This window comes from Streptomyces sp. RKAG293, from assembly GCF_023701745.1.
In the GTDB taxonomy this organism is placed as follows: Bacteria; Actinomycetota; Actinomycetes; order Streptomycetales; family Streptomycetaceae; genus Actinacidiphila.
The window spans coordinates 6647099-6662479 of sequence record NZ_JAJOZB010000001.1 but is presented as its reverse complement, the minus strand read 5'-3'; the positions used below and the strand labels follow the sequence as shown (position 1 = coordinate 6662479).

At 70.8% G+C, this 15381-nt stretch carries 7 protein-coding genes; 4 read left to right on the top strand and 3 right to left on the bottom strand.

What is annotated here, in order from left to right; genetic code table 11:
* Positions 1–53: 53 nt before the first annotated feature.
* Positions 54–1538, bottom strand: a complete 1485-nt coding sequence (locus LNW72_RS29570) for a serine/threonine-protein kinase (protein ID WP_250978139.1) — start codon at positions 1536–1538, stop codon at positions 54–56.
* A gap of 183 nt (positions 1539–1721) precedes the next feature.
* On the opposite strand from LNW72_RS29570, the gene LNW72_RS29565 reads away from it, so the two are divergent.
* From LNW72_RS29565 to LNW72_RS29550, 4 genes are all read left to right on the top strand, one after another.
* A complete protein-coding gene (locus tag LNW72_RS29565) occupies positions 1722–3467 on the top strand; it encodes a PD-(D/E)XK nuclease family protein (RefSeq protein WP_250978138.1) in 1746 nt (581 codons plus the stop codon).
* On the top strand, positions 3460–4737 hold the full coding sequence (locus LNW72_RS29560; protein ID WP_250978137.1) for a hypothetical protein: 1278 nt from the start codon (positions 3460–3462) through the stop codon (positions 4735–4737). The genes LNW72_RS29565 and LNW72_RS29560 overlap by 8 nt, the downstream gene beginning before the upstream one ends.
* On the top strand, positions 4730–8467 hold the full coding sequence (locus LNW72_RS29555) for a hypothetical protein (protein ID WP_250978136.1): 3738 nt from the start codon (positions 4730–4732) through the stop codon (positions 8465–8467). The genes LNW72_RS29560 and LNW72_RS29555 overlap by 8 nt, the downstream gene beginning before the upstream one ends.
* A gap of 80 nt (positions 8468–8547) precedes the next feature.
* Positions 8548–11604: a pPIWI_RE module domain-containing protein gene (locus LNW72_RS29550; RefSeq protein ID WP_250978135.1), complete on the top strand. Its 3057-nt coding sequence runs from the start codon at positions 8548–8550 to the stop codon at positions 11602–11604.
* Between the two features lie 168 nt (positions 11605–11772).
* Here LNW72_RS29550 and LNW72_RS29545 read toward each other — a convergent pair whose 3' ends face one another.
* Both LNW72_RS29545 and LNW72_RS29540 read right to left on the bottom strand, forming a co-directional pair.
* Positions 11773–13104 carry a class I SAM-dependent RNA methyltransferase gene (locus LNW72_RS29545; protein ID WP_250978134.1) on the bottom strand — a complete coding sequence of 444 codons (1332 nt, stop codon included), beginning with the start codon at positions 13102–13104 and terminating at the stop codon, positions 11773–11775.
* A 104-nt stretch (positions 13105–13208) separates the two neighbouring features.
* On the bottom strand, positions 13209–15260 hold the full coding sequence (locus tag LNW72_RS29540; RefSeq protein ID WP_250978133.1) for an APC family permease: 2052 nt from the start codon (positions 15258–15260) through the stop codon (positions 13209–13211).
* Between the last annotated feature and the right edge of the window lie 121 nt (positions 15261–15381).

Here is a 15381-nt window from a genome sequence, read left to right as displayed (position 1 = left end):
CCCGCCACTCGGATCCGGGTGTCGGGGACACCGCTCGGCCGTTCAGCGGGCTGTCACGCCTCCATGCGCCCCGGGGCAGCGAGCCGGGCCGTGAGCTGGGCGTCAACCCCGCGTCGTACGGTCTCGACCCATGCCGCGAGTTCCGGTGGCAAGCCCGCAGCCGTGTGCCCCGCCGTGTCGACCGCGGTAATGACGGTCTCCAGTTCGCCGAAGACCAGGCGGCATTCGGCAAGGCGCAACCGGATCACCGCGCGTTCGGCCCGCTCGGCGGGACCCTCCCCGTGGATGAGGTCGTCGTCGATTCCCTGGTAGAGGCGGGCCGCGGAGCCGAAGTCACCGGCGAGACGGAGTCCGTCCGCCGCTCCCTGCCACACACGGCGCACGAGGGGGCGGCGCTCTCCCCACTCCTTGCGGACCCGCGCCGTCAGTCCGCGCAGGCGGCCGGCCGCGTCGCCCGGTTCGCCGGAGGTGATCTCCGACTCGGCCTGCGTGCAGAGCTGTTCGACCGCGCGGGTGTCCAGCCACTCCTCCTCGCCCGGCGCGGATGCGGCAGGTGGGACGGCAGGAGCGGGGCGCGGATGCAGAGCGCTGTCCGGCGGCCGACGCAAGGGGGCGGTGGGGTCGGGGCGGGTGCGCGGCCGGGGCTCGGGGTCGCCGGGCCCGGGCCTGAACGGAGCGAGGACCTCCAGGACCTCGTCGACGGCCGGGCGCCGCTCGGGCTTCTTGGCGAGCATCCGCATCAACAGGTCATCGATCACCTCAGGGAGGCCCGCGGCGTACACGCTCGGCGGCAGCGGCGCCTCATGGAGGTGCTTGTCGGTGAGGCCGGATTCCGCGCCGAGCGGGAACGGGGGTTTTCCGGTGAGGAGTTCGTAGAAGATGCACCCGAAGCAGTAGATGTCCGTTCGCGCGGTGGGCTCCAGCTCCAGGAGCTGCTCGGGCGCCAGGTAGCCCCGGGTGCCCAGCGTCGAACCGTGCGCCGTGTGCCTCGTGGCGTCGGCGCGCAGCGGCTTGGCGATACCGAAGTCGATGAGGACGACCGTGCCCCCATCGTCGATCATGATGTTCGCCGGCTTGAGATCCCGGTGCACCACAGGAAGGGTGTGCGCACAGGCCAGTGCCTCGGCCGCCTGCACGGCGACGGCGATCGCCGCGGCCAGGGGCAGGGGATTGTGCTCGTCGAGGAAGGTCCTCAGGCTCATCCCGGTCACCAGGCGCATGGCGATGTACGGCACGCCCTGGTGCGACCCGCTCCCGTACAACTCCGTGATGCCCGGGTGGTCGAGCGCGCCCAGAAGACCGGCCTCGCGTCGGAACCGGGCTTTTCTGACGGTGAGTTCGGCCGCCCGCTCGTGCGGGGCGAGGCAGTTAAGGGCCTCGGAGTCATGGCTGAGGAACTTCACCGCCACCTCCCGACCCCCGGGTACCTCGCGGGCCCGCCAGACGTGGGCCATCCCGCCCTTGCCGAGCGAGTCCGTCAACTCGTAACACCCGTCGATCAGGTCACCCGCGCCGGGCTTGTACGTATCCGCGTCCACCGCCGTGCCCCTTCGCACTCCTGCACCATCAGGCACACCAGAGTATCGTGAATGAACTGCCACGCGAACCATCCATGGACTGAGTTCACAGATATGTGGCATACTCGAGTGGTGCCCGGATCTCCTCGGAGTTCCGTCGGTCCTGGACACTCTCCTGCCCATGCCGCCTCCACGGGGGTCAATATGCAGAATTCATCGGGCGTCGTCGGCCACGACTGGCTGATCAGGGCGAGCCCCCGGATGGCCCGGCCCAACGCCGCGGCCTGCCCGACCCACCTGCGCACCGCGATGCGGCCCCTGCTCGTCGCCGAACCGGCCATGACGTTCCGTCCCGCCCCGCGCGAGGAGTTCGGGTTCGGTCCGCTCTTCACGGCCCTCGACCTCTGGGAACACAAAGACTGGACCGTCGAGCAGGTGCGCGAGGAACTCCGCAACACCCGCGGCCCCTTCCTGGGGTGGGGCGCGCCGGTACACCCCGCCCATCTGGCCTGGACCGCCCACGCCCTGGAACGCTATGTGGCGGCCCGCACCCGGGAGCAGGCCGCCACCATCGAGGCCGGACTGCCCCCGACCACACCGGTCGAGCAGCCGTGGACGTGGCGCACCCGACGCACGGACGCCCCCGACCCGCGCGGCGCCCGGCAGTACGAACACACCCTCTGGGGTCGCATGTACGCCTCCGCCGACGGGACGGTGCGCGATCTGTGGCTGCCGTCCCTGGGCCGGGCCAAGACCGGCCGCCCCGACGCCGAACTCGCGGCCGTGGCACAGGTGATGGCGTACGGGATGCCCACCCCCCGGCGCAAGGCGCGCGCCGAGCCCCCGCCCGCCGCGACCGATGGCACCCAGCCGCCGGGACTGGTCCGCGTCTTCGATGTCGGATGCGCCGACGGCTCCGTGGCGAGGCTGCTCTCCGAAGGTCCCGCCGAGGCGCGGCAGCGGTTCACGGACGACGCGGCGCCCGCTTTCCTCACAGCCGCGACCGGAACCGGCACGCAGCCCGGGGAGAACTGCGTCGACTGCAAGGCCACCGCCGGCTGTACGGACCTGAAGCGCGCCCCACAACTCTGGGGCGGGCGGCCCCCGGCCATCGCACGAAAACGCCGCTCCGTCTCCGCCTGGGACCTGCGCGTGCACGCCGAATGCCCTGCCCAGTACCACCTGGTGCGACGGCTGCACCTCAACGATCTGTCCACCGAGGGCCGGGGAGCACAGCGCGGACGGGCCGTCGACGCCTGGCTCGACACGCAACACGGCGAACGCCCCGCGCGAGGCTGCCGGGACCGCGAGATCCCCAGCCCGGCCGAGATACGCGCCAGGACCGGACTCGATGACGCGTCCGCGCGCGAGGCCGCCGGCATGTTCGCCGAGCACCGGCTGCTGTGCCCGCTCAACGGACTCGGCGCCGGTGAACAGGTGCTCGTGAAGCACCGGGTAACGGCCTACGTGCCTGAACTCGATGTCGTCGTCCTCGCCGTACCCGACCTGGTGCACACCTATCGCGGCCGGTGGATCTGGCACGAGACCAAAACATCGGCCCGCGCGCTGTGGGAACGGCAGTCCCTGCTCCGCACCTACCCCCAACTCGCACTCGGTGTACTGCTCTTCCACGCGGGCGCGCTCGGCGACGACCCGCGCCGCTCCTGGGTCGAGCTGGAGCACCTGCGCGAAGGCCACGGCGAGAGCCGGCTCGAACGCGTCGACCCCGGCCGGGCGGAGAACATCGACGAAGCCCGGACCGTCATCGCCGAACTCGCCCAGCCGCTCCTGGACGACACCACGTACGAGCCGAGGACAGGGCGCCACTGCCACGGCTGCCAGGCACGGACCTGGTGCCGGCCCGGTACCGCCTATGTCACCGACCATCCGCGCCCGGAAGACCCCGACGCGCAGACCCCTCCGCGAGGAGAGATCCCGGCCCATGACTGACCAGCAACTCGTACCAGACTGGCTGTCCAACCCCGACGTCGTCCTCCTGCGGGACATCGCCACCGCCATCCTGCACCTGGCGGCCGTCGACCGCCTCGACTCCTTCACTCTGCCCTACCCGGCCGCCGCGCAGCGAGCCGTGGACGCCCTGGTGCTCCAGTGTCTGCGCAACGGGGCGAAGCCCCCGGCCGGGGTACCCGAGATGATGCGCTGGGCCCGCGCGCGCCCCCTGGGCAGCTGGCCCCTCGACCGGCTGCCCACCGACCTGTTCGACGGGGCCGACCGGCTGATCGACGAGGACTCGGGAGAACCCACGCAGCTCTGCCATGAACTCGCCGTGCGGGGATACGGCGACAGCACCGGTCGGCAGTACGACCGTCTGGTGATTCACGAGGCCCTCCGCGCCTGCCGCGCCATGTCGTCACCCGAGTCGTACACGGCCTTCCGCCGCCTCCTGGTCACCCGGCCCGTGCTCACCGAGGCGGACTGGGTCGAGGTCAGCACCGACCTCCACCTCGACCCCGTCCGCTTCCTCATCGAGGAGATCTACGCCCCTGTCCCTCTCGGGTTCCGGCGGGGCGGTTCGTACCTGTGCTGCCACCGCTGCCTGACGCTGCTCCACCCGGTGTCCGACACCCAGTGGTGGTGCGAACGCGACCAGTGCCGGTACCGGGGTCCCGCGCCGCACGGACGTGTACTCGCCGCTTCAGAGGTGGGGGATTTGCGTCAGCTACGCAAACCGTTGCGGCAGTTCGTCACCGGACCCGGCCAGGCCGAGACCTCACTGGAGAGCGAGCTGCGCGCCCTGGGCCTCACCGTCGAGATGTGGCCCGGCTTCGACGCGTACGACCTGCGCGTCACCTTCCCCGAAGGTCACGTGTGGGCCGTCGACGTCAAGGACTGGGCCCACCCCGCCTTCCTCGGGCGCTCCGCGACCTCGGTCCGCGCCGAACCCCCGTATGACGAGGCCTGCTGGGTGGTACCGGGCTTCAGGGTGCGCGCACGCCGCGACTACCTCGACGTCTATGCCAAGGAGCGGGGCAAGGACGCCGACGGTCTGCGGCTGCTGACGGACGACCAGCTGATGCGAGCCGCGCGGCTTCGACTGTCTGGCCAACGCGGGCCGGACGCGTCCATCGCGCCCCTTCACGCCGGCCAACCCACGCCACTGAAAAGGAGGCGGAGGGGCGCGCGCACGGCGGTTCCCCCGACCGAAGTACCTACGGCACCGGCCTACGGAGCCGGGAAGGAAGGAGCCGATCATGCGTGACCGCAGCAGCTGGTACCAGCCGGTCGTCGCCGAGTTGCGACCCTGGCCCGAGGAGCACGCCAGAACCCGGCCCGCCCTGCTCTGCCAGGTGGAACTCGCCCTGCGACTGATGGAGACCGTAGCACCCGGCCACGCCGCCGACGGAGCGTGGACGCTCCTCGGCGGCTACGGTCTCCCCTTCGCCCGGGCCGCGAAGCTCCCCATCGGCCCGAGCCAGCAGGTCGCGCTGGCCGCAGCCCGGCACCTGCTCTGGCCGATGCGCCGCGGCCGGATGTGGCGGCAGAGTTTGGACGCCTACCTGGACCTGCCCGAACGGCTGCGCGCGTACCGTGTCCCGGCGGCCGGAGAGCCCGCATATCGCTTGCCCCTCAAGGTGGCCGCCGACCGTTTCACCGCCTACGACGATGCGCTCCTGAAACTCCCTGACTTCGCCACCAAGCCGCTTCCCCCAGCGGAGGCGGGCGAGCACCGCTTCATGGACCGGCGCCACCGCCGCACCTCCGTCGCTGTCCCCGCCGACCTCGTACAGGACCCCTTCCCCGGCCACCCCTTCTACGCCGAACGCCCGGCCACCGCAGGCCCTCTCGACGTGCCGCTCGACGAACTGGCCGATGTGGCCCGGTGGATGGATGAGGAGGAAGAGCGGCGCGGGCTCGGTGCGGGCAGCTGGTCTCAGCGCCTCGAGCACCTCGACCTCGACACCCGCACCCCGGACGGCACGGCCTTCGAAGCAGCGTCTGCGCTGCCGCTCGACGGGCTCACCCACCTCGTCGGGATGGTGGGCGCCGGCAAGTCGACTTTGATGACGCTGCTCGCCGTCTGGGCGCACCAGAAAGGCCTGCGCAGCACGCTCGTCGTCGGCGACGTGGCCGAACAGCTGAACCTGACCGAACTGTTCCGCACCCTCGGCCTGAAGGCCGCCCTGGTTCAGGGCGGCACGACGCGGCCCCAGCACACCCAGCGGCTGCACCGCAGGCTCGCCGCACGCGGTGCGCATTCGCTGCTGTCCCACACCGGCCCCGTTTTCGCGCACCTCAGCACCGCCTGTCCGCTGGACGCCCTGCGCGCCCTCGACACGTCGGAGCCGCTGCGCTACACCGATGCGCCGTGTGGTGCCCTCCACCCCACGCGACGCCAGGAGACCACCGCGGAGCCGACGGTCGAGCGTGCCGTACGTGAGCTCGAACGCGCCCGAGGAGTCGCCGACAGGAAGACCTTCGCGGACGACACCGACGAGGAGGACTTGGGAACCCCGCACGCCTGCCCGCTGTGGAGCGTCTGCCCCCGGCACTCCTCCGCGCGTGACCTCGTGGACGCGCTGATCTGGGTGGCCAACCCCGCCAGCCTCGTCCAGACGGCGGTACCGCGCCAGCTCAACGCCGAGCGCCTGCGCTACCTGGAACTGGCCTGTCTGCGCAGCGACATCGTGATTGTCGACGAGGCCGACCGCGTGCAGATGCAGCTCGACCAGATGTTCGCACCGTCGGCCACGCTCGTCACCACCGGTGTCTCCGAGTCCTGGCTCGACCAGTTGCAGACCCACGAGATCTCCGAACTCGCCCGACAGGGACGGGTACAGCTCTCCGACCAGGACGTGGAACGGTGGTCCGCCGCCCTGGACGTCGTCGGATCCACCGCGGACCGGCTGTACGCCATGCTCATCGATGACGAGGGACTACGGAACTGGGCTCAGATCGACTACTTCAGCGCGTGGACGCTTCAGGAGAAGCTGATGCACGCCTGGTACCCACACAGGTCAGGCCAGGCCGCGGGGCGACCGAACAGCACGGACGAAGGGGACGTCGAGGACGAAGGCGCACTGTACGAGGACGAGGACGGTCTCGGGAACGACGGCGACGCCTCTGACCCGGAGGCTCCTTGGACGCAGCGCCGTACCGAGCTGACCGGGTTCTTCGACACGTTCCGCGACGATCCGCTCGGCGGGCGCGGCCCTTACCTCACCCCCGCCGACGAACTGACCACCCTCGCGCACGACGTCCTGCACACCCTCGACGAGAAGCGGACGCGACGCCGCGTCCGCGTGCTCCTCGACTCGTTCCTCGTCGGAGCGCCGGGGCCGGAGCAGCGGCCCGTGCCCGTCGTCAGGCGCGGCAGGAAACCGGCGCCCGAGGATGTGCCCCTCACTGAGGAATGGCGTGAACTCAACGCGCGTAGGCTGGAGTTCGTTCTTGCCCTCGCCGCCCTGCATCAGCGCCTGGACCGAGTGACGTTCCTGTGGCCCCAGGTGGAGGCCGCGCTACGGCTCGACTCGGCAAGCCACGAACTGACCCGCCGCCCGCCCCTCGACTACGCGCCGCTGCTGCCCGAGGCACCGATGGGCAACGTCCTCGGCTTCCAGTACCTGATCGACGAACGGGCCGCTGCCCGCAACAAGGACGGACACCGCACCGGCACCCTGCGCTTCTTCCGCTGCGCGGGCGTGGGCCGCGAGCTGCTGCTCAACCTTCCCCAGCTCGGCGCCGACCCTGGCCGGGGGCAAGCGGGCCCGCACGTCCTGCTCATGTCGGGCACCAGCTGGGCCGGCACTTCCACCCGGGCCCACGTGCTCGCCCCCGTAAGCGCGGTGCTCAAACCGCAGAGCAAGGCGCTGCGCTCCATCCGGGAAACCGTGTTCCGCACCGAGTTCCTCTACGACGCGGCTGGGCAGCCGATCCGGCTCTCCGGGCAGGACCCCGACAAGCGCGAGGACGTCCTGCGACTGATGATCGACCGGCTCGCCCGTCCCCGGGGCGACGGAAGCACCTCCCCACTACAGAGCGAACTCGCCCAGATCCCCGATCAGCGCCGCAAGCGCGCCCTGCTCCTGGTGGGCAGCTATGCGGAGGCGAAGGCGGCCGCCGCCGCCCTGGACGAGATCCCGCGCTGGCACGGCCGGGTACGCGTCCTGGCCGCCGACGACGCCGAGCTGGAGACTGCCATCGACGGCTCGACACCAGCGGGGAGCCCGGTGTCGAGCGCGGGAGCGGTGCGGCGCGGAGACCTCGCGTCTTTCGCCGACGACCCGGATGCCGAACTGCTCGTGGCCCCCCTCCTCGCCGTCGAGCGGGGGCACAACATCCTCACCACCCCCCAGCGGCCCGGCGAGGAGAGAGTGGCGGCGTTCGGGACGGTGTTCTTCATGGTGCGCCCACACCCCCGCCCCAACGACCTCTCCCTGGCCATCTTCGCCATCAACGACTGGGCGAGCCGCTTCGTGCGCGGCCAACTGAGGAGCCCGGAAGGGACGTTCGGCGACCTGGTGGCCGAGACCGACGGTCTGGACGCGGCCGGCAGCGCCTTCAGGACCACCGCGCGCCGTGTCTGGCGGCACGTACTGTCACGGCCCTACATCTACTCCTCGCTCTCCGACGACGAGAAGACGTCCTTCGCCTGGGACCAGCTCGTCACCATCTGGCAGGTCATTGGACGCCTTGTCCGCGGCGGAGTACCTGCCCGCGTCGTGTTTGTCGACGCCGCCTTCGCACCCCAACTCGCGGCCGCACAGGCGCCCGTCATGGGGCGGGAACAGCGCCCGGGCCCCGTCGGCGACCCGGGGCTGCTCGTGCGGCTGCGGGACGTCCTCGCTCCCTACTTCGCGGATGGCGACACCGACTTCGCCGGCACGCACCCCGACCTCGCCGACACCGAGCTCGTCAAGCTGCTCTACCGCCCTCTGTACGAGGCACTGTGCGCCCTGGGGGCACCGCCGAGCCCGCGAGGCACCGACTGAGGACGGCAGCGGCCGGCGGATTCAACGCCGGCGAAGGGACGACACACCCGACCACGAACGGCACCGCAGGGAGAACCTACATGTACAAGAGCATCCGCCGATCCGCGTACCACTTGGCCGAAGGCAGCACTCCCTGGACCGAGGACTTCCACGTGCTCCCCTTCCCCGAACACTGGCACGCCGGACTCCTCGAACTGCACAACCACGGGCGGAACGAGGAGAAGCAGCAGCTGACACTGCCCACCCGGCGGCTCGACGGCGTGCTCCAGACCCTCGCCCCCGATGTGATCGTCCGCCCCCGGCCCAGAACCCCCGTCGAGCCGGGGCCGCAAGCCGCCGAGGACTTCTGGATGTACATCCCCGCCTCGGCACCGGACCCTCTCCCGAGCCGCTCAATGCAGCAACTCCTCGACGCCTGGCTGCGCACACTCGGCCCCAAGGACGCCGCCCAGGATCCCCGGTTCCGCTCGCTGCTGCTCGCGAGCAGCGCCGACCTGAAGCGGAACCTGCCCGCATGGCAGCCGGTCACCGACGTCGAGCTGCTCACCACCCCGACCACCCCGGGCGGCACCGCCGCCCTCGAACCGCGGCAGTTCCAGCTTGCCACCGACGCACTGGCACGCCGCATCCTGACCCTCGACGGCTTCCCCTTCGAGGGCGGAGAGCTGCACTTCCGGGCCCTGCCCCGCGGGCCGCGTGATCAGGGTGCCGAACTCAGCTCGCAGCCCCTGTGCCGGACCGTCAAACGCAAGGAGTGGTGGTTCTCCGTCCTCCTGAACATCTCCCTGCACACCACACCGTTCGACCCCTGGCCGCGCCTCCACCTGCACTGGGGCGTACGCCGATGGGCCACCCACCCACGGGCAACCACCAAACGCCTCAATCTGCCCTACCGGGAAGCCACCACCGTCCACCTCCGGCCCACCATCCCCTGGCTGCCCGGAGCGCCGGCCACCGAACGCTACGCACTCGCCCGGCTGCGCCGCGACCGGGCGGCCGACACCTTCGTCTGGTCGGAGAACGACACTGCCGGCATTCTGCGGGGACTCAGCCTGGCCGGTAACTTCCCCGACCCCGAACAACTCCTCACCGAGCCGGTTTCCTGGATCGGCGCGGGTCGCGGCGTCCGCGCCGCTGTGGTCCACAGCACCAGGATGGGAGGGCACGAGATCGGCACCGGCTTCATGCCCAACCAGAGGGCCCAGCTGACCGAATGGGCTGAGCAGGCCCTCCCCGAAGGGGTGGTCCGGGTACCCGACCTGGCGCGCGGACGAGGCAAGGGCATCGGCGCACCGGAGAACCGACGGCCCAAGCCAAGGACCGACGAGGCCAAGAAATCCGAGCTGCTGCGTGAAACCCAAGCGCGGCGCGTGGCACTCGCGGCGCAGTCCCGGATCGCTGGCCACGGCCCGGAACAGGGCGGCTCGCCAGTGGTAGAGGCCCGGCTGCTGTGGCAGTCGCCTGAGGTGCGGAAGGAAGCGGTGGCACAGTTCGCCAAGGTCCTGGGGCTCGACGGGGACGGCGCCGCCTCCGCAGCTCCGGCCACAGACCGGGACTTCGACGAGGCCAGGCCCGGAGCTCCGGTCGTCCTCGAATGGCGGACGGAGGAGCTCACACTCAGGCTGCGCTGCCTACCTCTCGCCGACGGACTCGGGGACCGGCTCGTGCCCGACCCGGCCGTCAAGGGGATGGGGGCGGCCAGCGCGGCGGCAGTCAGCGCACGCCGCCAAGCCGTGCGCTCATCGCTCCGTGCGGACGGCGCGGATCCCTCCCGTCCCGCACTCGCCCTGGTGGAGATCGCACACCGCAGCACCTTCCGCCCGGCGTCGACTGACCCCAAGTTCGCCGTCCGCCTGGGGTGTGCCGACGCCGGGCTGCTGACCCAGTTCGTCGTGACCCCGTCCGCCGACCGGCAGATCGACAACGTGGACAGTCTTGACCACCGCACGCACAGCTCCTGGCTCGACGGCCTGCGCCAGCTCGGCGTCCGCGTCTTGCCTCAGCACACGCTCGGCGACGACCTGCCCGAGGGACTGCAGTACGCGGCGCTGTGGATGGTGAAGCGCCGAAAGGACGGCCCGACCCGGCTGCCCAAGCACCTGCCCGTGGCGGTCCTGGTCACCCCACTGGGGGACGGGGAAGGCCTCGCGGCCGTACGCGGTTGGGACGACAGCGCGGGGGCGTGGGTACCCTACCCGCAGTTCCTCCTCAGCCTGGTGAAGCAGGCCGAGATCGACCCTGCGACCTTCGCGGAACCCGAAACTCCGGATGATGGCGCCCACTCCGGGACACTCCGAGTCACCAGCAGGCAGTGGCGCACCAACCTCGCCCAGCAGCGCAATGAGACCGCATCATTCCTTCAGCGCGTACTGCACTCCCTCCGCGGACAGCCCACCGCGCTGATCACCCATGCGCAGAACAGCAGGCTGCACTGGCCATGGCTGCAGGACGGCCGGACCGAACGGGACCTGATCAAGCCCGGTCACGCACCAGCAGGCCGGCTCGACGACGAACTCCGCCTCGTGCGCGTACGTGGGTGCGGCGGACGTGAGACCGCCCAGTGGTGGGGCCTGGCCGAACCCGGCAAGCCGCACGGACAGCCAGCCGGCTTCTGGACGCAGCATTCCGCGCAACAGGACGGAGCGTCCTCTCGCGAGCGGGTCTTTTACAGCACCACAGAGCGCCCCGGAACCCATGCGGTCTCGCCCGCCCTCGACCGCCTTGCCACCCGGGTCAACGCGGCAGGCAACCTCACCTCACAGGCGGGCACCAACGCTTGGAACCCGACCCTGGTGGAGATCGCGGTGCTGGGCTGTCATGAGGACGACCCGGCCGCCACCGTACCGGGAGCGTCCGACGACGCGGAGGCGCTGGCCCTTGCCGTACACCAGCTGCGCCAAGCGCCGGACTACGCCGCAGCGCTGTCGCTCCCGCTCCCTCTTCATTTGGCGGGACTGGCCCAGGCGTACGTCCTTCCGATGCTCGCAGAGCGTGACGAAAGCCCCGGCGAAGCGGCGGAGCCTACTCCGGGGCTTTGTATGGAGGACTTGGACCCCGACCTGACCGACGCGGCCGGGCTGGCCGCAGAACCCGACGTGGACGACGACAGTGGGGCGGAGCCGCGCAGGGCCTCGTAGTCGGGTCGTGGATTGATCGCCGGCACATTTTCCAGATTCCCTGCCCGGCTACAGAATCCGACGACCCCATCAGCCATGGCGATGGTCGCGTCACAGGCCGACGCAGCATCACGGACAGCCAGTGTGGGGTCCCGACCTCTCGAGACCCCACCGCGAGCAACCGGAGCCTCAGGCCGACTTCGCCACCGGCGCCAGGATCGCGACGCACTCGACGTGGTGCGTGAGCGGGAAGAGGTCGAAGGCGCGCAGCGAGACCGGCTTGTAGCCCGCTTCCGCGAAGTACGCCAGGTCGCGGGCGAGCGCGGCCGGGTCGCAGGCCACGTAGGCGATGCGGCGGGGGCCGAGCGAGGCGAGGTGCTTGACGGTGGACTTGCCGGCGCCGACCCGCGGGGGGTCGAGGACGATCAGGTCGGCCTCGGTGATCTTGGTGCGCGGCAGTACGGACTCGACCTTGCCGTGCTCGATCCGCACGCGCTCCAGATCGGCCAGGTTGTGCCGGGCGTCCTCCACCGCGCGCTTGCCGGACTCGATGCCCAGCACCGCGCCGGTCTCGCCGACCTTCTCGGCGATCGCGCCGGCGAAGAGGCCGACGCCGCAGTACAGGTCGAGGGCAGTGTCGCCGTCGCGCGGCTGGAGGCCGTCCAGGACCGCCTCGGCCAGCAAGTCGGGGGCCTGCGGGTGGACCTGCCAGAAGCCGCCGGAGCCGACCCGCCAGGTGCGGCCGACGGCGCGCTCGCGGACGAAGCCACGGCCGTGCACCTTGTGCACGCCGCCCTGCTCGTCGACGCGGGCGACCGAGACCGGCCGGTCCAGCTCGACGATCGGCAGCCGGCCCTCGGGCGTGGGGGTGACGATGACCTGACGGTCGTTGGAGCCGGTCGCGGCGATGGCCTCGACGGACGCGGTGTCCGGCCACTCACGCGTCTCGATGCCGAGCTCGGTGACGCCGGGCGCCGCGATCAGGCACTGGTCGATCCGCTCGATCTCGTGCGAGCGGTGCCGGCGCAGTCCCGCGTAGCCCTCGGCGTCGACGGCGAACTGGACGCGGGTGCGCCACGCGGGCACCTTGCCCTCGACGCCCTGGTCGCCGGGCGCGGGCTCGACGGTGCCGTCCCAGCCGGCGTCCTGCGGGCTCAGACCCGCGAGGCGGCTGAGCTGCTCGGTGATGACGTCGACCTTCAGCCGGCGCTGGGCGCCGGGGGCGACGTGCTGCCAGTCGCAGCCGCCGCAGGCGCCGGGGCCGGAGTACGGGCAGGGCGCCGGGACGCGGTCGGGGGACGCCTGGAGGATCTCCACGGCGTCGGCACGCAGGAACTTGGAGTCCGGTCCGCCCTCGGTGACCTTCGCGACGACGCGCTCACCGGGCAGTGCGTGCCGGACGAAGAGCACCCGTCCTTCGTGACGGGCGATGCAGTGACCGCCGTGCGCGACGGGGCCGACCTCGACCTCGTAGCGCTCCCCGACCAGCTCGTCGGCCTGTTCCTTCGTACGGTTCTGCATGATGAACAGGCTCCTGCGAGAGGTGGTGCGGCGGGGTGGTGCGGGCGGGACCGTAGAACGGCAGCTCACCAGTCTACGTCCCGCCGCACCCCCCGCCTTACGGCCTACTTCTGGCCGGTGTGTTCCTTGTCCCGCTTCGGCGGGCTGACCGGGCCGCGCCGGATCGCGCCGGGGGCGTTCCAGTCGGCACGCTTGCGCGCCCGGACCTTGGCCCGCTCGGAGGAGTCCAGCTGCCACGGCACCGAGGTGACCATGACGCCCGGGGTGAACAGCAGCCGGCCCTTGAGCCGCAGGGCGCTCTGGTTGTGGAGCAGGTGCTCGTACCAGTGGCCGACGACGTACTCGGGGATGTAGACGCTGACCACGTCACGCGGGCTGGCCCGCCGCAGGCCCTTCACGTACTCGATGATCGGCCGGGTGATCTCGCGGTAGGGCGAGTCCAGGACCTTCAGCGGTACGTCGATGCCGCGCCGGGTCCAGTCGGCCTGCAGGGCCTTGGTGTCGGCCGGGTCGACGTTGATGCTGAGCGCTTCGAGGGTGTCGGAGCGCATCAGCTTGGCGTAGGCCAGGGCGCGCAGCGTCGGCTTGTGGACCTTGGAGACCAGGATGATCGAGTGCACCCGGGACGGGCGCACCTCCTCGTCGGTGCGCTCGTCGCCCGCCGCGATCTCCTCGGCCACCCGGTCGTAGTGGCGCCGGATGGCGGTCATCATCGCGTAGAAGAGCACCATGCCGAGGACCGCGACCCAGGCGCCGTGCGTGAACTTCGTCAGCAGGACGATGATCAGCACCATGCCGGTGAAGAAGGCGCCGAAGGTGTTGATCGCCCGGGACCGGTGCATGTGGCGGCGCTTGGCGGTGTCGGTCTCGCTGCGCAGGTGGCGGTTCCAGTGCCGGACCATGCCGATCTGGCTGAGCGTGAACGAGACGAAGACGCCGACGATGTACAGCTGGATCAGCCGGGTCGAGTCGGCGCCGTAGAGGTAGACGAGGACGGCGGCGAAGCCGGCCAGCACCACGATGCCGTTGGAGAACGCGAGCCGGTCGCCACGGGTGTGCAGCTGGCGCGGCAGGTAGCGGTCCTGGGCGAGGATCGACCCGAGGACCGGGAAGCCGTTGTACGCGGTGTTGGCCGCCAGGAACAGGACGAGCGCGGTGACCGCGGCCAGGAAGATGAACGGGATCGAGTTGTGCCCGAAGACGGCCTCCGCGACCTGCGCGATGACCGGGTCCTGGGTGTAGCCGGGGCCCACCGGCTTGCCGTCGACCAGCAGGTCGGTCGCCGGGTTCTCGGCCATCCGGACCTTGGTGTACATGGCCAGCGCGATGATGCCGCAGAACATGGTGACGGCGAGCACGCCCATCGCGGCGAGCGTGGTGGCGGCGTTCTTGGACTTCGGCTTCTGGAAGGCCGGGACACCGTTGCTGATGGCCTCGACCCCGGTGAGCGCTGCACAGCCGGAGGAGAAGGCCCGTAGCAACAGGAAGACCAGGGCGAAGCCGCTGATCCCGCTGACCTCGGCGTGGATCGTGTAGTGCGCGGTGGGCGCCTCCATGGTGTCGCCGGTGGCGATCTTGAAGCAGCCCCAGAGGATCATGCAGAAGACGCCGACGACGAAGGCGTAGGTCGGGATCGCGAAGATCGACCCGGACTCACGCACCCCGCGCAGGTTCATCACCATCAGCAGGAAGATCATGCTGACCGCGCCCAGCACCTTGTGGGTGGCGAAGAACGGTACGGCCGAGCCGAGGTTCTCGATGCCCGAGGCGACGGACACGGCGACGGTCAGCACGTAGTCGACGAGCAGCGCGCTCGCGACCGTGAGACCGGCCTTCGGCCCGAGGTTGGTGGTGGCGACCTCGTAGTCACCGCCGCCGGACGGGTACGCGTGCACGTTCTGCCGGTACGAGGCCACGACGGTGAACATCAGCACGACGACCGCGACCGCGATCCACGGGCTGTAGTGGTAGGCGGACGCGCCCGCGATCGACAGGACCAGCAGCACTTCGCCGGGCGCGTACGCGACCGACGAGAGCGGGTCGGAGGCGAACACCGGAAGCGCGAGCCTCTTAGGGAGGAGCGTTTCTCCCAACTTGTCGCTGCGCAGGGCGCGGCCGATCAAGATCCGTTTCGGCAGGTCAGTCAGTTTGGGCACGGAGAGGATGGTAAGCGCTGCGCCGTACGTGCATGCGACCGCCACCCTCCTAAGAGAAGGCAAAGTCCCCCTCGGGCCGTCCACAACCTCCCGCTGGGGTGCCAGCGTGTGTAGCTTGGGC